This window comes from Streptomyces sp. NPDC096040, from assembly GCF_040303265.1.
In the GTDB taxonomy this organism is placed as follows: Bacteria; Actinomycetota; Actinomycetes; order Streptomycetales; family Streptomycetaceae; genus Streptomyces.
Genome location: NZ_JBEOTA010000002.1, coordinates 295,426 through 319,386, shown reverse-complemented (window position 1 = coordinate 319,386; position 23,961 = coordinate 295,426). Strand labels below are relative to the sequence as shown.

General features: G+C 72.6%; 15 protein-coding genes and 1 pseudogene. 5 read left to right on the top strand and 11 right to left on the bottom strand.

What is annotated here, in order from left to right:
- Nucleotides 1-66: 66 nt before the first annotated feature.
- A complete protein-coding gene (locus ABTY98_RS03265) occupies nt 67-1,569 on the bottom strand; it encodes an MFS transporter (protein WP_352219136.1) in 1,503 nt (500 codons plus the stop codon).
- A gap of 260 nt (nt 1,570-1,829) precedes the next feature.
- Here ABTY98_RS03265 and ABTY98_RS03260 point away from each other — a divergent pair.
- Both ABTY98_RS03260 and ABTY98_RS03255 read left to right on the top strand, forming a co-directional pair.
- A pseudogene (locus ABTY98_RS03260) lies at nt 1,830-2,165 on the top strand (ArsR/SmtB family transcription factor); the annotation flags it as partial.
- Between the two features lie 11 nt (nt 2,166-2,176).
- On the top strand, nt 2,177-2,707 hold the full coding sequence (locus tag ABTY98_RS03255; protein ID WP_352219134.1) for an SRPBCC family protein: 531 nt from the start codon (nt 2,177-2,179) through the stop codon (nt 2,705-2,707).
- Between the two features lie 4 nt (nt 2,708-2,711).
- Here ABTY98_RS03255 and ABTY98_RS03250 read toward each other — a convergent pair whose 3' ends face one another.
- From ABTY98_RS03250 to ABTY98_RS03230, 5 genes are all read right to left on the bottom strand, one after another.
- Complete coding sequence (locus ABTY98_RS03250) at nt 2,712-5,528, bottom strand: NHLP bacteriocin export ABC transporter permease/ATPase subunit (RefSeq protein WP_352219133.1); 2,817 nt, start codon at nt 5,526-5,528, stop codon at nt 2,712-2,714.
- A 1-nt stretch (nt 5,529) separates the two neighbouring features.
- On the bottom strand, nt 5,530-7,752 hold the full coding sequence (locus ABTY98_RS03245; protein WP_352219132.1) for an NHLP family bacteriocin export ABC transporter peptidase/permease/ATPase subunit: 2,223 nt from the start codon (nt 7,750-7,752) through the stop codon (nt 5,530-5,532).
- Nucleotides 7,749-8,555 carry an HlyD family efflux transporter periplasmic adaptor subunit gene (locus ABTY98_RS03240; protein WP_352219131.1) on the bottom strand — a complete coding sequence of 269 codons (807 nt, stop codon included), beginning with the start codon at nt 8,553-8,555 and terminating at the stop codon, nt 7,749-7,751. The genes ABTY98_RS03245 and ABTY98_RS03240 overlap by 4 nt, the downstream gene beginning before the upstream one ends.
- A 111-nt stretch (nt 8,556-8,666) precedes the next feature.
- On the bottom strand, nt 8,667-8,882 hold the full coding sequence (locus ABTY98_RS03235) for a type A2 lantipeptide (protein ID WP_132894275.1): 216 nt from the start codon (nt 8,880-8,882) through the stop codon (nt 8,667-8,669).
- Between the two features lie 484 nt (nt 8,883-9,366).
- Nucleotides 9,367-9,780: a PaaI family thioesterase gene (locus ABTY98_RS03230; RefSeq protein WP_352219130.1), complete on the bottom strand. Its 414-nt coding sequence runs from the start codon at nt 9,778-9,780 to the stop codon at nt 9,367-9,369.
- 207 nt (nt 9,781-9,987) lie between these two features.
- Between ABTY98_RS03230 and ABTY98_RS03225 the strand changes: the two genes are divergently transcribed.
- Nucleotides 9,988-11,412, top strand: coding sequence for a S1 family peptidase (locus ABTY98_RS03225; protein WP_352219129.1), 1,425 nt, complete (start codon nt 9,988-9,990; stop codon nt 11,410-11,412).
- 88 nt (nt 11,413-11,500) lie between these two features.
- On the opposite strand, the gene ABTY98_RS03220 is transcribed toward ABTY98_RS03225, so the two are convergent.
- On the bottom strand, nt 11,501-13,660 hold the full coding sequence (locus ABTY98_RS03220; protein WP_352219221.1) for a SpoIIE family protein phosphatase: 2,160 nt from the start codon (nt 13,658-13,660) through the stop codon (nt 11,501-11,503).
- 313 nt (nt 13,661-13,973) lie between these two features.
- On the opposite strand from ABTY98_RS03220, the gene ABTY98_RS03215 reads away from it, so the two are divergent.
- The gene (locus tag ABTY98_RS03215) at nt 13,974-14,582 is read left to right on the top strand and encodes a response regulator transcription factor (RefSeq protein WP_352219128.1); all 609 of its coding nucleotides are present in this window, start codon (nt 13,974-13,976) and stop codon (nt 14,580-14,582) included.
- Between the two features lie 7 nt (nt 14,583-14,589).
- Here ABTY98_RS03215 and ABTY98_RS03210 read toward each other — a convergent pair whose 3' ends face one another.
- The 4 genes from ABTY98_RS03210 to lanKC all read right to left on the bottom strand — a co-directional run bounded on the left by ABTY98_RS03210 (nt 14,590) and on the right by lanKC (nt 21,281).
- Complete coding sequence (locus ABTY98_RS03210; protein ID WP_352219127.1) at nt 14,590-16,707, bottom strand: ATP-binding cassette domain-containing protein; 2,118 nt, start codon at nt 16,705-16,707, stop codon at nt 14,590-14,592.
- Nucleotides 16,704-18,416 carry an ABC transporter ATP-binding protein gene (locus ABTY98_RS03205; RefSeq protein ID WP_352219126.1) on the bottom strand — a complete coding sequence of 571 codons (1,713 nt, stop codon included), beginning with the start codon at nt 18,414-18,416 and terminating at the stop codon, nt 16,704-16,706. Before ABTY98_RS03205 ends, ABTY98_RS03210 begins: the two co-directional genes overlap by 4 nt.
- Nucleotides 18,417-18,515: 99 nt before the next feature.
- Nucleotides 18,516-18,632: a SapB/AmfS family lanthipeptide gene (locus tag ABTY98_RS03200; RefSeq protein ID WP_351696969.1), complete on the bottom strand. Its 117-nt coding sequence runs from the start codon at nt 18,630-18,632 to the stop codon at nt 18,516-18,518.
- 69 nt (nt 18,633-18,701) lie between these two features.
- Nucleotides 18,702-21,281, bottom strand: a complete 2,580-nt coding sequence (gene lanKC / locus ABTY98_RS03195; protein WP_352219125.1) for a class III lanthionine synthetase LanKC — start codon at nt 21,279-21,281, stop codon at nt 18,702-18,704.
- 195 nt (nt 21,282-21,476) lie between these two features.
- On the opposite strand from lanKC, the gene ABTY98_RS03190 reads away from it, so the two are divergent.
- Nucleotides 21,477-23,924: a SpoIIE family protein phosphatase gene (locus tag ABTY98_RS03190; RefSeq protein WP_352219124.1), complete on the top strand. Its 2,448-nt coding sequence runs from the start codon at nt 21,477-21,479 to the stop codon at nt 23,922-23,924.
- Nucleotides 23,925-23,961 lie beyond the last annotated feature (37 nt).

Sequence of the window (23,961 nt, the reverse complement as noted above, 5' to 3'; positions counted from 1 at the left end):
GCGAGGGGCCACCGTCTCCCTGCTGACGGCGACCCCTCGGTCTTCGGCGGCTCTCCGAAGTTCACCTCACATGTGAACGACCGGCGCCGCATCGGCGTCCTGCTGCGGCACCCCCTTGCGGAACAGCAGGAGGGCGATCACCGCACCCGCCGCGAACAGACCGGCCGACCACCAGAACGCGGTCGTGTAGCTCTCGATCGTCGCCTGGGCCTGCACCAGCTTGTTGGTCGCGTCCCGTCCGGACAGATAGTCGGTCGCGGCGCTCGCGGCCAGCGTGTTGAGCAACGCCGTTCCGACCGAGCCGCCCACCTGCTGCATGGCGTTGACGCTCGCGGAGGCGACGCCCGCATCCTCCGCCGACACCCCGCCGGTGGCCATCTGCATGGCCGCCGGCATGACCAGGCCGAGGCCGAAGCCGGTGATGATCAGCTGTGGCAGCACCGCGCTCACGTAGCTCGACCCGATGCCGATCCCGGTCAGCCAGGCCATGCCGACCGCGGCGATCGCGAAGCCCAGCGGGACGACCGCCTTCGGCCCGATGCGCGGGACCAGGACCGTGGTGCCGATCTGCGCCGCCACCATCAGCGCCGCGACCATCGGCAGGAACGCCACACCGGTCTTGGTGGGGCTGAAGGCGAGGTTCAGCTGGAGGTAGTAGGTGAGGAAGAGGAAGACGCCGAACATGCCCCCGGCGGAGATCAGCACGGAGAGGAAGGATGCGCCCCGGTTGCGGTCGACCAGGATGCGCAGCGGCAGCAGCGGGTGCGCGGTCTTGGTCTGCCACCAGGCGAAGGCGGCCAGCAGTACTCCACCGGCGATCAGGAAGCCCCAGGTCAGCGGCGAGCCCCAGTCGTGGGTCTCGGCGTTGGAAAAGCCGTACACCAGCGAGAAGAGACCGGCGGCGACCAGGACCGTGCCCGGCACGTCCAGCTTGGAGTTCTCGGCGTCACGGTGGTTGGTCAGCAGCATCAGGCCGCCCACGAAGGCGACGACGGCGATCGCGACGTTCACGTACAGCGTCCAGCGCCAGTCGAGGGCGTCGGTCAGGACACCGCCGAGCAGCAGACCCACCGCACCGCCGGCACCCGCGATGGCGCCGTAGACACTGAACGCCCTGGCGCGCTCACGGGCGTCGGTGAACGTGGTGTTGAGAAGGGAGAGCGCGGCCGGCGCGAGCAGTGCGCCGAAGGCACCCTGGAGCGCACGTGCGGTGACCAGCATCCCGAAGCCGTTGGCGGCACCGCCGAGTGCGGAGACGGCGGCGAAGCCGACGACTCCTATGAGGAAGGCCGTCTTACGGCCGAACAGGTCGGCGATCCGTCCGCCGAGCAGCAGCAGGGACGCGAAGGCGAGGGCGTACGCGGTGACGATCCATTGCCGGTTGCCGTCGGAGAACCCGAGGTCGGCCTGAGCGGACGGAAGGGCGATGTTCACGATCGTGGCGTCGAGCACCACCATCAGCTGGGCGACGGCGACGACCGCGAGGATCCACCACCGCTTCGAGGAGGCGGCCGGCGGTGCCTCCACGGCACCGACGCGGACGTCGTCGGTCAGGGTTTTCTCAGACATCGGGGAACCACTCCAGGGAAGTCGCTCTGGCTATCACAAAGAGCCGCTTCGGTACGCCGGCCTGATGCACCGCGAACGAAACGGTTTCGTACACATCGACCTTAAACCACTCCCAGCGAAACGGCAACGTTTCGCTGGAGGCGGAGATCAGGCATGGCCTGCACGGCGGAGTCGCACCCCTGTGTGAGGGTGCCCCGGAAGCCTTCTGGAGCGTCGTGCATTCCTTGACAGGAATATAACCACCAAGGAATATTGAAGGCATGTCCGACTCCGCCCTCTGGACCGCACTCGCCGACCCCCACCGACGGGCCATAGTCGGCCTCCTCCTGGAGCGCCCCAGGCCCGTCGGCGAGATCGTGGACGCGTGCGGACTGAGCCAGCCGAGCACCTCCAAGCACCTCAAGGTGCTGCGCGAGGCAGGCCTGGTCCGGGTCCGGCAGGACGCCCAGCGCCGTGTCTACGCCCTCGACCCGGCCCCCATCGCCGAGCTCGACGCCTGGCTCGCCCCCTACCGCCGACTGTGGAACAGCAGCCTGGACGCGCTGGGGCGCCGTCTCGACGAGACGGCGGACGACCCGAAAGAACCCTCCGCGAAGGACTGGTCCCCATGGCCGCCGAACTCACCGGCACCTATCTCACCCTCGACGACGGCCGCTCCGCCGTCCGATTCACCCGTACCTACGACCACCCCGTAGAGCGCGTCTGGCAGTTCGCGACCGACCCGGACGAGTCGGCGCACTGGTTCCCGTCGCGTCTCGACATCGAGCTGCGCGACGGCGGCACCGTGCGGTTCAGCGGCGATCCCCGCCAGGCGAACGCCACGGGCACGGTGCTCGCATTCGACGAGCCGCGGCACCTCTCCTTCACCTGGGGTGGTGACGAACTGCACTTCGACCTCGAGGCGCTGGACGGGAAGCGCACCCGCTTCACCCTGACCCAGGTGCTGGCCGAGGAGAACACGGCCGCCCGCAACGGCGCCGGCTGGGAGGTGTGCCTGCTCGCCCTGGACGCCCTGGCCCGCGGCGAGGGCCACGGGGGTCCGCATTCCGAGGACGCCGCCAACTGGCGGGAGTTCTACGACGCCTATCTGGGCGCCGGGATCCCCTCCGGCGCACCCGTCCCCAGCCTCGACGCCTGACCGCTCACGCCAGCTGCCGCCGCACCAGCTCGTGCAGCCGCCCACCGGTGTCGGCGAGCAGCTGGGCCGGCGGGCCCTGCTGGGCGACCTTGCCGTCCTCCATTACGACGACCCGGTCGGCGTCCATGACCGTCGACAGCCGGTGGGCGATGACGATCCGGGTGGCGTTCAGTTTGCGGGTGCTCTCGATGACCGTGCGCTGGGTGTCGTTGTCCAGGGCGCTGGTCGCCTCGTCGAAGAAGAGGATGCGGGGCCGCCGGATCAGCGCCTGGGCGATCATCAGCCGCTGCCGCTGGCCGCCCGAGATCGCGCCGCTGCCGGCGACGATCGTGTGCAGCCCCATCGGCATCCGCTTGATGTCCTCGGCCAGGCCCGCCATCTCGGCCGCCGCCATCGCCTCCTCCGGGGTGTACGGCTCGGTGCCGCAGATGACGTCCAGGATCGAGCCGGTGAACGGCTGCGCGTGCTGGAGCACCACTCCGCACTGCCGGCGCACGGCGGACTGGTCGAGCGCGCCCAGGTCCTGGCCGTCGTACAGCACGCTCCCCGACACCGGCTTGTCGAAGCCGATCAGCAGCCTGAGCAGGGTCGACTTGCCGCAGCCGCTGGGGCCGACGATCGCCACGAACTCGCCCGGCCGCACCTCGAAGGAGACGTCGTCGAGGACGAGAGGACCGTCGTCGGAGTACCGGAACGAGAGACGGCGGGCCTCGATGCCGCCGGACAGCGGGCCGGGGCGGGTGCTGGCGGTCCGGACCTCCGGGGCGGCCTCCAGGACCGGCTTGATCTCCTCGAACAGCGGCAGCGCGGCCACCGCCGACACGAAGGAACCGGTCAGCTGGGTGACCGAGGTGAGCAGCATCGTCACCGACGTGTTGAAGGTGAGGAAGGCCGCCGCGTCCATGGCACCCTTCGCCGGGCCCGCCAGCAGCATGAACATCAGCAGGGTGCAGACCGGGAGATACACCGAACCCAGCACGGTGGTGAGGTTCTTGATCCGGCCCACCTTCTGCTGGAGTTCACGGCTGCGCGCGAACTCGCCCGCCCAGGCCGCGTACGCGTAGTTCTCGGCCGCCGCGACCCGCAGCTTCGGCAGGCCCCGCAGGGTCTGGAAGGCCTGGTTGTTCAGCTTGTTGCCGAGCACCACCAGCCTGCGCTGCCAGCGCACCTGCCACAGCCCGAGCCCCAGGAAGAGGGCGCCGATGACGACGAGCATGGCAAGCGCCGCCAGCGCCATCGGGACGCTGTACCAGAACAGCAGGCCCAGGTTCATCGCCCCGACGGTCACCGACTGGGCGACCACCGGGCCGACGCCGGCCAGCAGCCGGCGGATCGCGCTGATGCCCATGGCCGCGCTGGCCAGCTCACCGGTCGAACGCTGGGTGAAGAACTTCGTCGGAAGGCGCAGCAGCCGATCCCAGACGGCCGGCTGGAGGGTCGCCTCGATCCGGCCCTCCAGCCGGAGGATGGTGAGGTTCTCCAGGAGCGTGAACGCGGCCGCCACCACCGCGCTGATCATCACCGCCAGACAGACCTGCACGATCAGGTCCGTCTGGGCCTTCGGTACGTACTCGCCCAGCACCTTGCCGGTCGCGATCGGCACCAGTGAGCCGATCGCCACGGTCACCAGACCGGCGAGGAGCAGACTGCCGAGGTCGCCGCGGGTGCCGCGCAGACTGAACCGGAGCAGGCCGAACGGGGTGAGCGCCTTGTCGGGCAGCGGGCGGTAGAACATCACCGCACGCGGCTCGAACTCCGCCGCGTTCGCCTTCTCGATCGGCGTCTCCCGGCCGGTCGCCGGATGGACGGCGACATAGCCGCCGCGCCGCCACAGCAGTGCGACCGGAGCGCCGGACAAGGCACGGTGCCCGACCAGCGGGCCTACGTTGTCCCGCCACCAGCGGCCGTCCAGGCGCACCGCCCGAATACGCACCCGGGACGCGAGGGCCACCCGTTCGATCGGGTCGATGCGGTCGCTCTCGGTGCCGCTCTGCGCGGGCTCGGCGAGAGTGATGCCGGCCGCCTGCGCGACCAGCTTGCAGGCCGCGTAGGAGGCGTCGGCGTCGGCGGCCGTGGTGCGCTTGGCCGCCTTGCCGATGGAGGCGAGCAGCGTACGGTCGGCCTGGGCGCGGACCGCCTCACCGGCCTTGATCCCGGCCGCCGTGCGCGTCTCGTGGGTGCGTTCCAGCTGCTCGATCCACCGGTCCAGCGTGGTGAGCAGCCGGTACTGCTGGTCGACCATGCTCTGCCACAGGGCGGGGTCCATCAGCAGATCGGCGGCCGCCTCCGCGCCGTACAGCGAGCCGTACTGCACACTGCCCGGCGGCACCTGCATCCAGAAGACGTCGTCGTCGGTGAGGGCCGCGGCCCGCTCGCTGGCGGCCATCGGGGCCTGGAAGAGGATCGACAGGCCACGGCCGACGCCGAGTGCGAGCGCGTACTCCAGGGGACTCGTGGTCGGCGGCACATACTGGGGGTTGCCGTACTCGTCGTAGGACCAGGTCTGGGTGCTGGCGGGCTGGTACAGCTCGCGCAGGCCGATGCGGTGGACCACGCAGTCCCGCAACGGGCGTGCCACCAGGGTGTGCTGGGGTCCGGCGACCGGGCCCAGCAGGAGAGCACCTGCCTCCAGCCGGCCCAGATGGTGCCAGTGCCCCTGCTGTTCGGCGTCCACGGCGAACAGGTCCAGGGCACCGGACACCACCAGCCACAGCACCTGCGGCCCTTCGAGGTCCAGGCGGTTGAAGCCGGTGCAGTCGATCCGGGCGCCCAGTGAGCCGAGCGCGCCGAGAACGAGGTCGCCGTCGTCTGCGGTCGTCATCTCATCGCTCCCTGACCAGCGCGGCGTACGCCCCGCCGTGTGCCACCAGCGCGTCATGCCGTCCGCGCTCCACGATCGTGCCGTGCTGGAGTACGACGATCTCGTCGCTGTCACGGACCGTGCTCAGCCGGTGCGCGATCACCACACAGGCGCAGCCGCGCCGGCGCAGGTTGTCCATGACCGTCAGCTCGGTCTCGGCGTCCAGCGCGCTGGTCACCTCGTCGAGTACGAGGATGCTCGGCCTGCGCACCAACGCCCTTGCGATCTCCAGGCGTTGCCGCTGGCCGCCGGAGAAGTTGCGGCCGTCCTGCTCGACCTTGCTGTGGATGCCGCCGGGCCTGCGCGTCACCACGTCGTACAGGGCGGCGTCCCGCAGCGCCTCCACCACGGCCTCGTCCGGGATCGACGGGTCCCACAGCGCCACGTTGTCGCGTACCGAGCCCTCGAAGAGGAAGACGTCCTGGTCGACGAAGGAGACGGAGGCGGCGAGGGCGCCGCGCGGGATGTCCTCCAGACGCTGTCCGTCGATACGGATCACGCCCTCCCAGGGGGCGTAAAGGCCCGAGATCAGCCGGGAGACCGTCGACTTGCCGCTGCCCGAGCCGCCCACCAGGGCCACCTGCCGGCCCGGGCCGACGGTCAGGTCGAAGCCGGTGAGCAGGGGCTTGTCGAGCGGGCTGTAGCCGAAGGTGATGTTCTCCAGCTCCACATGGCCGTGCAGCCGCCGGGTCGACTCGCCGGAGCCGGGGCGGGCGTAGATCGGGTCCGCCTGGAAGTTCTCCACGTCCTTGAGGCGGGCCACGTCGGCCGCGAAGTCCTGGATCCGGCCCGCGACGCCGTTGAGCCGGGTGAGCGGGGCGGTGAAGCGGGTGACCAGGGACTGGAAGGCGACCAGGAGCCCGACCGAGATACCGCCCTCGACCGCCCGCATCCCGCCGATCCACAGGATCAGCGCGCTGTTGAGGGTGGCGAGCGTCGGGGCGACCACCCCGAGCCAGGCGCTCGGCACACCAAGTCGCTGCTGTTCCTCCAGGGTGCTGGCGTGCTGCCCGGCCCACTTGCGGAAGTAGCCGTCCTCGCCGCCGGTCGCCTTCATCGTCTCGATCAGCTGGAGGCCGGTGTAGGAGGTGTTGGTGAGCCGGGCGGTGTCCGCGCGCAGCTTGGCGGTCCGGGTCGCGCGCAGTCGTACGACGAACCGCATCGCCACGATGTTCAGCAGGGCCACGCCGATGCCGAGGAAGGTGAGCTGCACGTCGTAGGTGTAGAGGAGCACCGCGTACAGCACCACGACCACCGCGTCCACGCCGGCCGCCGCGAGGTCGCGGGCCAGGGTCTCGGCGACCTGGTCGTTGGACTGCAGGCGCTGGACCAGGTCGGCCGGGCTGCGCTGGGAGAAGAAGGTCACCGGCAGCCGCAGCAGATGGCGCAGGAAGCGGGCGCTGGACAGGGTGGAGGACACGATCCGGCCGTGCAGCAGGTTCGCCTGTTGCAGCCAGGTCAGGGCGACGGTGAGCAGCACACAGGTGCCCATCGCCGCGAACAGGACGCCGAGCAGCGAGGTCTGGCCGCCGATGAGGAACATGTCGATGTACTGCCGGCTGAGCGCGGGCACCGCCGCGCCCACGACCACCAGCAGCAGACTGGCCAGCACCGCCGCCGGCATGGTGCCCGCGGTGCCGCGCAGCCGGGCCGGCATCGCGCCGAGGACACCGGGCTTGCGGCCGCCCCTCTCGAAGCCGTCGCCCGGCTCCAGGACCAGCACGACGCCGGTGAAGCTGCCGTCGAACTCCTCCATGGGCACGAACCGGCGGCCCTTGGCGGGGTCGTTGACGAAGACACCGCGGCGGCCGAAGCGGCGGCCCATGCCGTCGTAGACGACGTAGTGGTTGAACTCCCAGAACAGGATCGCCGGGGCCTGCACGTCGGCGAGAGCGGCCAGGTCCATCTGCATGCCCTTGGCCGTGAGGCCGTAACTGCGGGCAGCCTTCAGCAGATTGCTGGCGCGCGAGCCGTCGCGGGAGACACCGCAGGCGATCCGCAGCTCCTCCAGCGGGACATGCCGGCCGTAGTGGCCGAGGACCATGGAGAGGGAGGCGGCGCCGCACTCGACGGCCTCCATCTGGAGCACGGTGGGGGTGCGGACCGTGTGGCCGCGGCCCTTGGGCACCGGTCGCTTGGGCGGGGCGGCGCGCCGGCGGCCGCGGGTCTCCTGGGCGGTGGTCACGGGAGCAGCCAATCGACGGGGTGCTGGTCGGCCAGCCGGATCGCACCCGAGGCCAGGGTCATGGAGTCGAGCGCGAAGGGGGGTCCGTCCGCCGAGGACCACTTGTATCCGCTCTTCGTCTTCCTCGACGGGTCCAGCCGTACGAGGACCGCCACCGGGCGGCCCTTCCTGGTGAACTGCTCGCCGAGCTGGTTGTCCCCGAGGAACGCGGAGATCGACTGGGCCGACTGGGCGGCGCGGTCCACCGACTTCACATGGCCGCGCAGCACGCCGTACTCCTGTGTCGACACCGACGACACGGTGAGGTCGACCGGGGCGTTCGCGGGGATTGCGGAGGCGTTCTCGGCGGGGACGTAGACCGTGGCGTAGAGCGGGTCCGAGGCGTGGGCGATCTTCTCCACTGCGGCGACGTCGGCGCCGGTCTGGATGATCTGCCCGATGGTGGCGGCGAGCGCGCTGATCCGGCCCGCGGCGACCGTGCGCACCACCGAGTCACCCTGGCCGGTGTGCACCTTCAGGACGGGGGAGTTCGCCGGCAGCCGTTCGCCCTGCTGTGCGAGGACGGCCGTGACCTGTCCGGCGACCGGGCTCTGCAGGATGTAGCTGCCCTGCCCGTGGGTGAGGATGGCCTGGGCGCTCACCGTGGAGGCGACCGAACCGGTCACCGCCCACACCGAGGCCGCCGCCATCACGACGACCGAGACCGACAGCGCGAGCCAGCCCTGCGGACGGGCGAAACGCACCGGAAGATCGAGCTCCTCCGGCGACTGGAGCTTGGCGAGGGCCTGTTGGCGGAACTGCACGGAACTTCCCTCACCTGTGGGAGAGACGCTGGTGAACTGGGGGTGTCTCAAAACACCCGAGAGCCCCGGGGCCGGGGTACGGCTCCGGGACTCAGCGGCAACGAGGTGCGATCAGAGACCGGCGACCAGGTTGGTGACCGGCTGGGTGTTCAGGCCGGTGACACCCTCGACGGTGCCGACAACCGTGTTGACCAGGCCGGAAACCGGGGCAACGCCGTCCACCAGGCCGGTGACGGTGCCGAGAGCGTTCACGGACAGGCCGCCGGAGACGTTGTCGAGCTCGGCGTCGGAGATCTCGACGGTCTCAACCTGGGGGGTGGAGTTCATGATGGAACTTCCCTTCATATGGATATTCACAAGGGGGAGAGCGGCCCCCCAACGGCCCTATGGGGACAGTACGGATGGCCGCGACCGCAGGCGCCGGACGCCCGTCTCCGGGAGCCCTTGACGACCCCGCGGTGCGATGGATCAAAGCACGCCCGCCGTCCGCGCATCCAATCAACCATGCGCCTCACCTGGGCTCTTGAGCCTCAGCAGGCTTCATCCGTGCAGGACCGGGCACGTCTTGTCGGCGACTCCTTCACACACCGCACGACTTCGCCGCAGCCACACGGCTTGCCCCTGCGGCGGCGAATCCGGCACTCCGCGCCAAAGGCACGCCAGGGGGCGTGCGGTTGTGCAGATCCGCCGGTTCCGGTGACTTGCTTGGGTAGTGGATGTGCAGATTCCCTGAAGCAAGGATTCCGGTACGTGATCGCGACAGACCGTCGATGAGTGATTGCTGACCGTGTCGGTTCGGGGGTGCGGATTTTCACCCCAGGAGTGCGTAGACCGTGCTCGCCCGGGCCGCGAGCGCACCTGACCGCTCGTCGCTCATCGTGATGTCGGCGAACGCCATCCGGCGGCCGAGTTTGGTCAGCACCACTTCGATCAGGACATCCGAACCGCTCACCGCGCGCATGAACGACGTCGACTGCTGGACCGTCGTCATCGGCACGAAGCCACCCCGGGCCGCAGAGACCGCGATCACCGTCGCGGTGTCGGCCGCCGCCATCAACGCCTGCCCCGACAGCCCGCCGCCCTCCCGGGACAGCCGGTCCGACCAGGGCAGACGCAGCACAGCCCGGTCCTCGCCCACCGCCTCGACGGACAGCCCGAGATCGAGCACCCAGGGGGCGAAGTTGACGGAGAGGATCTTGTCGGCTTCGGCGGTGGTCATCGTCATATGGGGAATTGTTCCCGGGCTCGCGCCACGGCACGCGCAACCGCCGCCCGACCCGCGAGGCGTGGCCGATTCGCCTTCGGTCAGAGGAAGTTAAGAACCGGAATTGAACGCACCACGTGACCCGCCCGTACCTATGGCCATCCAGGCGCCGCTCACGAACGACTGCCCGATCACGGCAGGCACTCCGTCCCTTGGAGGTCGAGAAGTTTGAGTCACAAGCGAATTCCGAAGCGCAAGGCCGCGATAGCGGTGGGCGGTGTCGCCGCGCTCGGCGCTGCGGCCCTTCTGCTGCCGAACGCCAACGCGTCCCAGGACAACGCCTCCGGCGCCACTGCCACCGCTCCCAGGACACTCAAGTCGGCGACCGACGCCTCGGATCTCGCCGCGCAGCTCCAGGGCCTGCTCGGCCAGGCCTTCGCCGGTTCCTACTACGACAGCGGCAAGCAGCAACTCGTCGTCAACGTCGTCAGCGGCGACAACAACACGGTCGTCCAGGCGGAGAAGGCCGGCGCGGTCGTCCGGCAGGTGGAGAACAGCAACTCCGAACTGGCGGCGGTCGCCGGCACCCTGAAGACCAAGGCGACCATCCCGGGCACCGCCTGGGCCGTCGACCCGAAGACCAACAAGGTCGTGGTCACCGCCGACAGCACCGTCACCGGCACCAAGTGGGACACGCTGGAGTCGACGGTGCAGAGCCTCGGCTCGAACATGGCGACCCTCAAGAAGTCGTCGGGCACCTTCAAGCCCCTCGTCTCCGGCGGCGACGCGATCTTCTCCCAGGTCGCCGACGGCACCGTCCGCTGCTCCCTCGGCTTCAACGTGACCGCCTCGGACGGCAGCCCCGCCTTTCTGACGGCCGGTCACTGCGGCGTCGCGGCCAAGGACTGGTCCGACTCCGAGACCGGCCAGCCGATCGCCACCGTGGACCAGGCGCAGTTCCCCGGCGACGGTGACTTCTCGCTCGTCAAGTACAACGACGCCACCACCCAGGCGCCGAGCGAGGTCAACGTCGGCAACGGCCAGACCGTCGCCATCAACCAGGCCGTCGACGCCACCGTCGGCGAGACCGTGTTCCGGATGGGCTCCACCACCGGTCTGCACGACGGCCAGGTCACCGGCCTCGACGCCACCGTCAACTTCCAGAGCGAGACCGACCCCAACGGCGTCGACACCGTCACCGGTCTCATCCAGACCAACGTCTGCGCCGAGGCCGGCGACAGCGGCGGCTCGCTGTTCACCCAGGACGGCGGGGCGGTCGGCATGACCTCCGGCGGCAGCGGCGACTGCACCTCCGGCGGCGAGACCTTCTTCCAGCCGGTGACCACCGCCCTCCAGGCGACCGGCGCGACCCTCGGCGGCGACGCGGGCGCGGGCGCAGGTGGCGCCGGGGCCACGGCCGACCCGTCCGCGACGGCCGGCGACGGGAGCGGTGCCGGTGACCAGGCCGGCGGCGACCAGATCGGCGGCACCGCCGACCCGTCCGCAACGGCTGCCGACCCGTCCGCTACGGCCAGTGACCAGACCGGAACCGGTGACCAGACCGGCACGGGAGACCAGACCGGAACCGGTGACCAGACCGGCACGGGAGACCAGACCGGGACCGGCGCGGACGACACCTCGTCGTCCCACTGACCCACCGCCCGGCTCCAGCGGTTCCGGCCGACGGTGGACGGTCCGGCCCTCCGGCGGGAGGGCCGGACCGCATCGCGCCCCGCGTCCGTCAGCCCTCGGACTGCGCTCTGAGCAAGAGCACCGCCACGTCGTCGACACGCTCCTGCGCCGCCGCACTGTGCCGCACGAGCGTGTCGGCGAGCTTGTCCAGCGGCTGGTCACCGTTCTCCGCGAGCAGTTCGCCCAGATCGACCAGCGCGTCCTCGATGTCCACACCGGGCGACTCGACCAGCCCGTCGGTGTAGAGGGCGAGCACCGAGCCCGGCGCCAGCGACACCTCGGTGGTCGGGTACGTCGCCTCCGCGTCGATGCCCAGCAGCGGGCCGCCGGCCAGGTCGAGCACCCGCACCCGCCCGTCCGGACGTCTCAGCAACGGCGGCGGATGCCCGGCCCGGGCCATCACCGCCCGCCCCCGCTCCGGATCCAGCCGCAGATACAGACAGCTGGCGAACAGGTCCGCCCCGAAGTCGATGAGGAGCCGGTTGGTGCTGCTCATCACCTCCTCCGGCGCCTGCCCTACGGTCGTGAAGGCCCGTACTCCGGTGCGGATCTGGCCCATCAGCCCGGCCGCCGTCACGTTGTGCCCCTGTACGTCCCCGATCACCGCCGCCGCCAGCGGCCTGGTCGGCACCAGGTCGTAGAAGTCGCCGCCGATCTCCATGCCGTGCATGGCCGGCAGATAGCGCGCGGCCGCCTCGATGCCGGACGGCGGGGTCAGAGAGTGCGGCAGCAGGGCCGCCTGGAGACCGTGCGCCAGCTGGTTCTTCGCGTCGTAGAGCAGGGCCCGCTCCAGCGCCTGCGCGATGAGGCCGCCGAGACTGGTCAGCACGGCGCGCTCGTCGGCGGGGAAGGCATGCGGCTCGGCGTAGGCGAGCACACAGGTGCCCACCGGCCGGCCCGACGCGATCAGCGGCAGATACGCCCAGGCGGCGAACCCGTCCGGGGTCTCGTTCCGGCTCGGATACAGCCGCTCCAGCTGCTGCTTCGACTCGAAGAACGCGGGCACGCCGGTGTTCAGGACATGGGTGCCCGGCGTCCGTTCGGCCAGGGGCAGGCCGTCGAAGCGCTCCACGGTCCGTGGATCCTCGTACCCGCGTTGCCCGAGGACGTGCAGACGTCCGCCCCGTGACCCGAGGACCACCAGTGCCTGGCTGCCGACGGCCGGGGCCACCTCGTCGGCCACCAGCTGCACCACGTCCTGCACGCCGACGGCCTCCGTCAGCGCCCCGGACAGGCTCAGCACCTGCGAGATGGTGACCAGCCGGGAGCCGGGCGCCGCGTCGGCCCGCGGCAGCGCGCCCACCATCTCGGCGACCGCCCGCGCCCGGCTGATCCGGGTGGTCAGCCCGCTCGTGCTCGGATACATCCGGAACGACAGCCAGTCGCCCGGCGGCTTCAGCGCCACGAACGACGTCACGTGCTGGCTGATCAGCGCCGCCCGGTAACGGTCCTCGTACATCGGGTCGTTCAGCCAGGGCACCGACACCCACGGCTGGGTGCCGAGCAGATCGGCGACCTTGACGCCGAGCAGCTCGGCCGCCGCCCCGTTGGCGAAGGCGACCCGCCCGTGCAGGTCGAGCGAGGCCAGCCCGTACGGCAGCCGCCCCACCATCCGGGCCGCCTCCACCGTGCCCAGCGTGCCCGCCACCCCGGACGCCGGCGCCGCCAGCAGATCCGGCTCGGCCCGCAGCGGACGGTGCTCCCGGCCGGCCCGCGCCAGCCGCTTCGCCAGCCGGTCGCCCGCCGCGGTCAGCCCCGCCCGCTCCCGGTCGGACAGCACCGTCGGATGCGAACCGGGCCAGGTCACGTACAACGCCCCGTACACGGCGTCCGCCGTCGCCACGGGCACCGCGGCGAGAGCGAACGGATAGGGCAGCACCACGGCGATCCGCGGATACCGGCGGGCCATGTCCTCCTCACCGCCCACCCACACTAGGCGCCGCTCGCGCACCGCCTCCGCCACCGGGATCGGCGCGCTCAGCCCGACCCGCTCCCAGGGCGCCGCGAAGGCCCGGGGCAGCCCGGCCGTCACCGCCATCTCCAGGACCGGCTCGTCGGCGGCGAGGAGATAGACCGCGCCGGAGTGCGCCTGGACCTCCTCCATCACCGAGGCCAGCGCGAGCGACAGCAGCGGTGGCCGGCCGGACCGGGTCGCGTCGGCCGCCGTCGCCTCCAGGCCCGGCTGCGCCGACGCGGGAGGGGCCCCCATCCTGTCGGACACGCCCGACCACCTCCTCGTCCGGCCGCGCCTCGCGTCCTCCCGGTCAAGACTCCCTCGTGGCGGCGGTCGGCGCACGGCGAGAGCGGCACGAGCCCCACGCCGGGCCGCCTCTGCCTACCCCATTCGCCCAGGCACATTCCCCCGCAGCCGAAGCGCGCGGTGGCGGACGGGCGCCGGGCGTGCGCCCCCGCGCACCCTGATGGCCGGATCTTCGCGCCCACGAACGGTCGCGGACGCCAAGAATGGGGCACGCGTTCAACACCTTGAACCGAAGAGCCGAAGGACGGCTGAGGGGGCGGCGGTGATCCGGGTACTTCTGGTGCACGACACGTGTCTGGTGAGGTCGGTCCTGGCGGAGTGGTTACGCCGGGAACCGGGGCTCCGGGTGGACGACACGCCGTGGCACAGCGCACGGGGCCGGGTCCGGGCGGTACGGCCGGACGTGTGCGCGGCGGACCTCGACTGCTCCGGCACCCACGGTGTGCCACCACTGGCCGACCTGCGCCCGGTGGAGCCGGGCACGGTCCCGCCGCGGCTGGTCGTGCTTGCCGGTGCGAACAGACCCGGGTTGCTGAAACGTGCCGCCGAAGCGGGGGCGCTCGGCTACGTCGACAAGGAGGGCGCGCCGGAACGGCTGGTACGGGCGATCCGCCGCGCCGCCGAGGGGGAACGTTTCGTCGACGACTCGCTGGGCTTCGGATTCTTCAAGGCCGCCGAGATCCCGCTCACCAGACGCGAGTTGAGCGTACTGGAGCTGGCGGCCGGCGGGGCGTCCATCGCGGAGATAGCCGGGAGCCTGCACCTGTCCAACGGGACGGTCCGCAACTACATGGCCGCGATCACCCGCAAGACCGGCGCCCGCAACCGCATCGACGCGATCCGGATCTCCCAGGGCGAAGGCTGGCTGTGAGCCCTTCTCAGCGGGCCTGCGGCATCCGGGCCGGCGCCACCAGGTCCTGGAAGAGGGCGCAGGTGCGCAGCAGATCCTCGTGGGTGCCGTACGCCGTGCGGGGGCCGTCCATCACCAGGATCCGCTGGGCACGGCGGGCGGAGGCGATCCGGTGCGCGACGACCACCAGGGTGCCGCCGGGCCGTACGGCGAAGGCGCGCTCCGCGCGGGCCTCGGCCTCCGGGTCGAGATGGCAGGTGGCCTCGTCGAGAAGGGCGAGCGGCGCGGGGGAGAGGTAGGCGCGGGTGAGCGCGATCAGCTGCCGCTCGCCGGCCGACAGCTCCGCCGGGTGCACCGGGGCGTCCGGGCCGCCCCACCGCTCCAGGAGCGGGGTGAGCCCGACCGCCTCGGCGGCGGCCAGCAGCTCCGGCTCCGGGACGGGGTCCGGGCGGAGCAGGACGAGGTTCTCGGCGAGGGTGCCCGTGTGGACGTACGCCTCCTGCGGGATCAGTACCCGCAGCGCGGCCGCCCGCGCCCCCGCCACGGGGTGCCCGTACACCCGGATCTCGCCGTGAGCCGGTGTCAGCAGACCGGCGGCCACCGCGGTGAGCGTCGACTTGCCGATCCCGCTGGGCCCCACGACGGCGAGGTGACCGCCGTGCGGAACGCACAGATCGAGCCCGTCGAGGACAGGGGCACTCGCCGGGCCGTAGGCGAAGGTGACCCCGGCGAGGGCGAGGGCCGGGGCGGCGGGGGTCGCGGTGGAGGCGCCGGCGTGCGGAGTGGTGGCGGTCTTGGTGGGTGCCGCGGGGTCTGGGGTGTCGCCGTTCCTGGTGGGTGTGCCGGAGTGCGGTGTGTCGACGGTCTCGGCGGCTCTGGCGGGGTCCGGGGCGTCGGCGGCTTCGGTGGACGCGCCGGAGTTTCGGGTGTCGAGAGTCTCGGTGGACGCGTCGGAGTTTCGGGCGCCGAGGGCCTCGGTGGCTGTGTCGGGGTCTGGGGCGTCGGGGGTCTTGGCGGGCGCGTCGAGTTTTCGGGTGTCGAGAGTCTCGGTGGATGCGTCGGTGTCTGGAGCATCGGCTTCGGTGGATGCGTCGGAGTTTCGGGCGCTGAGGGCTTCGGTGGATGCGTCGGAGTTTCGGGGGCCGAGGGCCTCGGTGGATGCGTCGCTGTCCGGGGCGTCGGCGGCCTTGGTGGGCGTGTCGGCGTTCCAAGCACTGGGGGCCTCGGTGGGCGCGTCGGAGTGCGAAGGCGGGCGGAGCCTGCGTAGTACGACCGTGAGGCGGGCCCCGCTGGTGCCCAGGCCGTGTACGAGGTTCTGCAGGGCGGGCAGCAGGGACTGGGTGACGTAGGCGAGCGCGCCGATCAGGGCACCCGCGGTCACGCCGTGGGCGAGCAGCCAGGGCGCGGTGGCCAGCAGCAGCACCAGGGGCAGCTGGCCGCCGACCGCCAGGGCCGCCACCCGTACCACGCTCCAGCGGGCCAGGGCCCGGGCGGCCCGGAACTCGCCGTCGACGTGCTTCCCGACGCGCTCGGCCATGTACTCTTCGGCGCCCGCCGCCGTGACGTCCCGCAGTCCCGGGCACATCTCACCCAGTTCTGCCGCGAGGGCCTCGTCGGCGACGAGGAAGGCCTCCTGCCGGCGGGCCAGCGGGCGCAGGGTCGCCGCGAACAGGCCCAGTCCGGCGAGGAGCGGGGGCACGACGACCAGCAGCAGCGGTGGCGCGAGGGTGCACAGCCCGGCGAGGGCGCCGGCGACCGTGAACACGAACGAGCGGGACACCATCACCAGCCCGGCGAGGGTGTCCCGGGCGATCTCCACCTGCTGGGTCAGCCCTGACAGCGCCCGCCGGTCCGCCTCCCGCACCCCGCGCGCCACCACCCCCGTCACCAGCCGGTCCCGCACCGGCTCCACCAGGTCGGCGACCACCCCGTACACCCGGCGCGTCCCGAACGCCCCGACGCCCACACCGAGCGCGGCCGCCGCGAGCCACAGCAGACCGGTCCGGGCGTCCCCGGCCAGGAACCCGGCGTCCAGCGCGCGGGCCAGGGCGTACCCGAGGAGGAAGGTCTGCCCGGCCTCCAGCACCGACCAGAACGCGAGGCGCGCCAGCACCGGCCGGCGCACCTGGAGCAGCCCTCCGATCACCGCGCAGCCCCCTCGGCCACCCGCGCTCCGAACACCGCTCGGTACTCCGGATCCCGCCACAGCTCCGCGTGCGTTCCCACCGCCCGCACCCTGCCTTCGTCCAGCCAGGCCACGGTGTCCGCGCGGGCCGCCGTCGCCGCGCGGTGGGCGACGATCAGACGGGTCGGTCCGGGGCCCGGGGCCAGCAGGGACTCGGTGATGCGGTGTTCGGTGACCGTGTCCAGGCTGGAGAGGGCGTCGTCGAGGATCAGCAGCCGGCCGGGGTGTGCGAAGGCGCGGGCGAGGCCCAGGCGCTGGGCCTCGCCGCCGGAGCGCGGGGAGTCGGTGAGGCGGGTCGCGTAGCCGGCGGGCAGACGGCGGATGTAGGCGTCGGCCTGTGCCCGGCGGGCGGCGGAGCGGAGTTCGGCGGGGGAGGGGACGGTGCGGCCGAAGGCGATGGTGTCCTCGACGGTCGTACCGAGGAGGGCCGGGCGGGCGAAGGCGTAGGTGACGGCCCGGCGCAGCTCGCCGTGGGGGAGGGCGGGCAGCGGAACGCCGTCGAGCAGGACCTCCCCGGCGTCCGGATCGGTGAGGCGGCCCGCGAGGGCGGCCAGCAGGGACTTGCCCGTGCCCGAGCGGCCGACGACCGCGAGGGCGGTGCCGCCGGGGACGGTCAGATCGAGGCTGTCGAGGACGGCGCGGCCGCCCCGGTGGGCCGTGACCTGGCGCAGTTCCAGGTGGCCGGGGCCCGGTGGGAGCGGGCGGGTGCCGTGAGTGGGCGCCGGGTACGCGGTCACCTCGCCGAGGCGCCGGGCGGACGCGCGGGCCCGGGTGAGGGCGGCGAGCTGTCCGACCAGTACGCCGACACCGGTCGCGAGGACCGCGTAGCGGGAGGCGGCGAGGACCTCGCCGACCGAGATCCGGTGCCGGGAGAGCAGGAAGCCCGCGACCGCCACGACGGCGAGCTGGAGCAGGGGGCCCACGGTGACCGCCTGGGCTGCCGCCCGGCCCTGCACCCGCCACATACGGTGCCCGGCGCGAGCGAGTCCGGGCAGCGGGCGCAGGACACGGGCCGTCTCCCGGTCCTGGAGGCCGGCCGCCGCGATCGTCCGCCGCCCGTCGACCGCCTCCGCCAGCGCGCCGGCGATCCGGCCCTGCTCCCGCTGGTACTCGGCCACGCACGCCGAGGTGTCCCGGGTGAAGGCCCGCAGCAGCAGGGCGAGTACGGGTGCCCCGGCCAGGAACACGGCCGCCAGCCAGGGGTCGACGACGCCGAGCGCGACCACGCCCCCGACCGGACCGGCGAACGCGGCCAGCAGCGCGGCGAGGGCTGCGGGCCCGGTGCCGGCCTGCGTGGCGTTCCCGACCAGCCGGGCGACCAGGTCCCCGGCGCCGAACCGGGTCGTCGCGCGCGGTCCCAGCGCCAGCACATGCGCGGTCAGCCGGCTGCGCAGCCCGGCCGTGGCCCGGGCGTCGACGGTCCCGGCGAGTACGCTCGCGCAGGCGTCCAGCAGGGCGAGCAGCAGTACCAGGGCGGCGGCCCGGGCCACCCAGCCGGCCGCCGGGGCGCCCGCCAGCAGCAGGTCCAGGGCGCGGCCCAGCACGGCGGGCAGCAGCAGCCCCGCCGCCGTGGCGGCCGTACTCACCAGGCACAGGACGGCACAGCGCGCCCCGGCGTGGCGCAGCGCGGTGCGCGAAAGGTCTCGGGGAGGTTCGGGAGGTGCTGTCATCGGCCGCGGGCCTCGCCTCGGGTGACGGCTTCGGGCGAAGGCCCCGGACGGACCCCCTCCCGCAGGAGAGGGCCGCCCGGAGCCGGATTCGCGATGCGGTCAGAGACAGAGCAGAACGCTCGCCGCCGACACGCACGACAGGAGGCTCACCGTGCTGGCGCCGCCGCCGTCGTGACGCTCTTCGGACTCCAGGGTCTGCAGGTCGAGAAGGGCCATAGTGTGTCCTTTCCGGGGACCGAGCGGTCCCCCCGGTGTTGTTGGGGACGGGGTTGTGTCACGGCTCCGTCAGCGTGCGGAGCCGCGTGCGGGGGCCGCCGGTGGCGGCGGGAGGAACGGCAGGTGGGCCGCGCGGTCGCCGTCGAGGGCGGCCGTCAGCGCGAGCAGACACCCGGCGGTTCCGGTGGCGAGGTCCATGGAGAGCCGCATCATCTGGTGCCCGGGGAAGGCGAGTTGGCCCTGGTAGGCCATCGCGAACCAGCCGAGTCCGTCGATCTGGGCGGCGAGCCGCTCCGGGTCGGCGCCGGTGCGGGCGAGGTGCAGGATCATCCCGGCGCGGCCCTGGAAGAGGCCCGGCTGGGCGTAGAAGCGTGAGGTGGCGGCCGTCAGGACGGCCGCGCGGGCCCGTTCGAAGACCCCGGTCGGGTCGGTGCCGTGGGCGAGCCAGTCGTCGAGGACCAGCCCGATCCCGGCGCTGCCGTCGCCCAGGTAGGGGAGCGTGCGCCAGCCCTCGTCGACCTCCAGACCGCCGCCCTTCTGCACCACACAGCGGTCCAGGTCCCGGCGCAGCGCCTCGCCGGCCGCGGCCAGCAGACGTGGCTCGCCGGTCCGTTCGTACCGCCGCAGCAGGAACAGCGCGGGCCCGGTCGCGCCCCGCAGCAGCCCGGCGCGCCGCCCGGGCGTGTCCGGGAGCGGTTCGGCGAGCCGTCGTACGAGGATCTCGGCGGCCTCCGCGGCCCGCTCGCGCAGTTCCGGCTCGCCGGCCGAGTCGGCGAGGGCGTCAAGGACCAGACCCAGACCGGCCAGGCCGCCGTGCAGGTCGGAGGAGAGGTTGCGCCAGTTCTCCCGGAGGACGCCTGCCATGAGCTCCAGGGCGCGTTGCCGGTGGCCGAGCCCGTCCAGGACATGGGCGACGCCCGCGAGACCGTCGTACAGGCCGAGCGGGGTGCCGGGCGGCGGCGGTGCGGTGTGGTCGAGCAGCCAGCGCTCGCCCTCGTCGTAGCGTTCTGCGCCGGCCCGGTCCAGGGCGTACAGCACGCCGGCCGCGCCGTGCGCGAGGCCGAGCCCGCCGCCGTCGCCGAACTGGGCGATGTCACCGGGGAAGAGCCGGTCGTCGCGCTCGGGTGTCGCGGCGGCGAGGATCGCCTTGACCATCGAGTCGCGGCTGTGCGGCCAGTCCGCCGGTACGACGGGACGCGCGGCCGGCGTGCCCCGGGTGATCTCTGCGACCGCGTCGTCCAGGAAGGCCCGCGGCACGTCCGGGAACTGCCCGGCGATCACGTCCGCGAGATGGGCCGCCTTGCCGCGGTCGACGACGAACAGGGTGGTGACCGGCAGGAACAGGGCGAGCCGCAGACAGGCCAGCGCATAGCGGTCGACCTCGACGCCCCTGCGGTCCGGCGGGGCGAAGAAGCCGGGGTGGGCGACGATCTGACGGCCGTTCTCCTCGACGGGCGCGGCCGCCTCGAAGTCGATGAGGAACACCGACTCCTCGTCGGGTCCGACCATGATGTTGAAGACATGCAGGTCGTTGAAGACGATCCCGCGTGCGTGCACCGCCTCCACGGCCTCCGCCACCTTCCCGTGGATGCGCAGCGCCCACTCCGTGTAGGCGCGTACGGCCGCCGGGTCCGGGTCCGCGGTGAGCAGCGGATGCCGTTCGGCGAAGAAGGCGTTGAGCGGGCGTCCCTCCAGGAAGTCCATCACCAGGAACCGGTGGTCGCCCAGCGTGAACCAGTCCCGCACCTCGGGCACCACCCCGGTGCCGGCCGCCGCCTCGAGGGCGGCCTTCTCCCGGCCCAGTCGAGCGACGGCGTCGGCGCCGTCGGCCGCGAGTCCCGCGTGCGGCCGCCCCTCCTTGAGCACCACCCGCCGCCCGTCCCGCGTGTCGGTCCCGGCGTACACCCCGCCGCCGTTGGAGAAGTGCAGCGCCTTCTCGATCCGGTACGGCAGCTCGCCGACCGTCGTGGCGTCCCGCGCCGCCAGCTGTGGCCGCAGGAACTCCGGCAGCGTCACCCACTCCGGCACCTGGAAGGAGGGCGCCCGCCGGTCCGGCACCAGCTTCCCCGCGCCGTCCCGCACCGCCGTCACCAGCGAACCGCGCTCGTCGACGACATAGGTGCGCGCGAAGGCGCCGTAGCGGACGTACAGCGGCCCCTCGTTCCAGCGCAGGTCGGTCAGGATGTACGGCCCCTCGAAACCCCCCAGGAGCGCACCCAGCTCGCACAGCACCTCCTGCAGCCGTTCCTCGTCGGCCGGGTAGACCGTCACGAACTTGCCGCTGGTGTCGCGACCCGCGTACTTGGCGTTGCGCAGATGCAGCAGATGCGGTCCCGGAACGAACTTGAACGGGATGCGGCGCGGCACGCAGTAGTCCCACACGATCGCGGCGATCCGCTCCGCGTTCGCCCGGGTCGCCGAGGAGTGGATCTTCCAGCCCTGGGCCGGCGACGGCAGCGGCGCACCGTCGGCACCGAGCGGCGTCATGGTCAGCCAGTCGCCGGACCGCGCCGCGTGCCAGCCCTTCGGCACCGCACGACGTGCCGTCGCGAACAGCGGCTCCGTCTGCGACCCGCCCGTCCCGAGCCGGTCGGGCGTGTCGTAGAAGTGCTCGTCGGCGAGCGCGTACACCTCGTACCGCCTGTCCATCCGCCTCCCCTTCTGTGGCCCGGCCCCGACACTCGCAGGCGCCACACGGTCGCGGACAGTCATGTCTGTCACGAGGTCACCGTGCGGAACGCACGGGTCAAGACATGTTCGGTTCCTTTCGAGCACGGCGGCCCCGGCTACGGCAGAACGGCCACAGGGGCTGCGCGGACGCCCCATAAGCGCTGTAATGGCGGCGTGGTCAGTGAGGGCGCTGCGGTACGCGGAACCAGAACGGAGCGCGTCGAAATCGCCCTCGAAACGCTCACGGGCGATCCCGGCGCACCCGACCGGCTTCGCCGCGTCCTCGAACAGGCGCTGGTGTTCGCCGGTGCGGCGTTCGCCGGGGTCTACACGCCCGGCGACGACGGAACCGTGCTGCGCCTGGCCGACTCGGCCGGGCTGCCCCGTACGTTCTTCGGGCTCCGCGACGCCTACCCGGCCGTGGGGCACTCCCCGGCCGCCGAGGTCCACGGCACCGGGCGGTCCCGCTGGCTGGGACCCGGGGAACTGGCCGACTTCCCGGACGCCCGGCGGACCCCGTCCCCTGAGTTCTCGCTGGCGGTCCTGCCGGTGCCCGGCCGCGCCGGACTTCTGGCAGTCGTCAGCGAACGGGAGGGCGGGTTCGGCCCCGAGGACCGCGCCTGCCTGGAACTGATCGCCGACGCGATCGCCCTGCCCGCCCCGCTCCCCACGGTCGCCGACAACGGCGAACTGCCCGCCGACGCGTTCAGCCTCGCCATGGACACCGGCCGGATCGAGGTCGGCGACGGCATCCTCGGCCTCTTCGACATGAGCCGGGACGATTTCGACGGCAAGGTCGAGACACTGCTGGGCCGTACCGTGCCCGAGGACGTGCCCGCCCTGATGTCCGTCGTCGAGGCCGACCACATGTCCATCGGGGACCGCGAGCTGGAGTTCCGGATCCTGGAGCCCTCCGGCTCGCCCAGGTGGCTGCGGCTGCGCGGCCGCATGGTGCCGGCCGGCGAGGGGCACCCCGCCAGGCTGGCCGGCACCGTCGCCGACGCCTCCACGCTCCGCTCCGACGTCACCGATGTGGCCCGCGTGCAGCGGCTCGCCGCCGCGCTGGCCACTGCCGGCACGGTCAAGGATGTCAGTCAGGCCGTGGTCACCGCCCTGCGCGGACCGCTGAAGGCCGACCGCATAGCCCTGGCCGAACTGGACAACGACCGTCTCGTCGTCACCGTCCTGGACCCGCCCGACGCCGAGTCCTGGCCCGAACTGTGGCGCAGTGAATGGCGCACCGAATGGCCCGACGCGCCGGTGCGCGCCATGCCCACCCTCGCGGCCGCCCTGCGCGAGGGCCGCCCCCGGATCTGGCCCGCCCGTACCGCCCTGGAGCCCGCCCTCGCCGAGGTCGGCCCCGGCGGACTCGCCGTCCTCCCGCTGCCCGCCGGCGGCCGGATGGCGGGCGTCTGCCTGATCGGCTGGGACAGCCCGCACGACTTCGGCCACGACGAACGCGCCCTGCTCACCGCCTCCGCCGGCCTCGCCGGCGAGGCCCTGGTGCGCGCCCACGCCTTCGACGCCGAGCACGAACTCGTCGGCATGCTCCAGCGATCTCTGCTGCCCCGCCGGCTGCCCCGGCTGCCCGGCGGGGCCGCCGTCGCCCGCTACCTGCCCACCACCGAGGGCCTGGAGGTCGGCGGCGACTGGTACGACGTCATCCTGCTGACCGACAACCACGTCGCCCTTGTCATCGGCGACGTCCAGGGCCACAGCGCGGCCGCCGCCGCCCTGATGGGCCAGATGCGTACCGCGCTGCGCGCCTACGCCGCCGAGGGCCACACCCCCGACGTGGTCGTCTCGCACGCCAACCGGCTCCTCATGGACATGGAGAGCGACCTCTTCGCCACGTGCTGCTACGTCGACGTCGACATGGAGGCCGGCACCGCCTGGTGTGTGCGCGCCGGGCATCTGCCGCCGGTCCTGCGTCACCCGGACGGTGCCACCGAGGTCGTCCGGACCGACGGCGGCCCCCCGCTCGGCGTGGTCGCCCAGGCCGATTTCCCCATGACCCAGCTCAGCCTGCGCCCCGGCACCCTGCTCGCGCTCACCACCGACGGCCTGGTCGAGTCCCCCGGGGCCGACATCGACGACGGCATGCGGCGCTTCGCCCGCGACCTCGGCGTCTCCGACCCCACTCACCTGGGCCTGGTCGCCGACGCCCTGCTCGGCAACGCCCGCCGCGTCGACGACGTCGCCCTGCTGCTGATGCGCTACGACGGCATGGCCGTGCTGCCGCTGCGGGAGAGCTGGACCGTGTGGCGGGTCCCGGAGGCGGCCCGGCACGCCCGCCGCTTCAGCCGCCGCACCCTTCGCTCCTGGGGTGTCACCGACGACGCCATGGACGCGGTCCTGCTGGTCGTCTCCGAACTCGTCACCAACGCCCTGATCCACACCGACGGCCCGGTCCGGCTCGATCTGACCCTGGTCGACCACCGGCTGCGGATCGCCGTCGCCGACGCCTCGCCGCGCAGCCCGGTGAAACCCGCGAACATCGGCTGGGAGGCCACGGGCGGGCGCGGCATCCTCCTCGTGGAGGCCATATCGGCCACCTGGGGGACCGTGCCGGTCAGCGGCGGCAAACAGGTGTGGGCGGACCTCGTCCTCGACGCCGGATGAGCGCCACACGGGTGCATGTCCGGCCGTCTCGGGAGGC

Coding starts and splice junctions, on each gene's coding strand:
- lanKC (WP_352219125.1), bottom strand. CDS start 21,281: ATGGACAGGCGGTACGAGGTGTACGCGCTCGCCGACGAGCACTTCTAC.
- ABTY98_RS03250 (WP_352219133.1), bottom strand. CDS start 5,528: ATGACGACCGCAGACGACGGCGACCTCGTTCTCGGCGCGCTCGGCTCA.
- ABTY98_RS03200 (WP_351696969.1), bottom strand. CDS start 18,632: ATGGCCCTTCTCGACCTGCAGACCCTGGAGTCCGAAGAGCGTCACGAC.
- ABTY98_RS03220 (WP_352219221.1), bottom strand. CDS start 13,660: ATGGGGGCCCCTCCCGCGTCGGCGCAGCCGGGCCTGGAGGCGACGGCG.
- ABTY98_RS03205 (WP_352219126.1), bottom strand. CDS start 18,416: ATGACAGCACCTCCCGAACCTCCCCGAGACCTTTCGCGCACCGCGCTG.
- ABTY98_RS03235 (WP_132894275.1), bottom strand. CDS start 8,882: ATGAACTCCACCCCCCAGGTTGAGACCGTCGAGATCTCCGACGCCGAG.
- ABTY98_RS03255 (WP_352219134.1), top strand. CDS start 2,177: ATGGCCGCCGAACTCACCGGCACCTATCTCACCCTCGACGACGGCCGC.
- ABTY98_RS03230 (WP_352219130.1), bottom strand. CDS start 9,780: ATGACGATGACCACCGCCGAAGCCGACAAGATCCTCTCCGTCAACTTC.
- ABTY98_RS03265 (WP_352219136.1), bottom strand. CDS start 1,569: ATGTCTGAGAAAACCCTGACCGACGACGTCCGCGTCGGTGCCGTGGAG.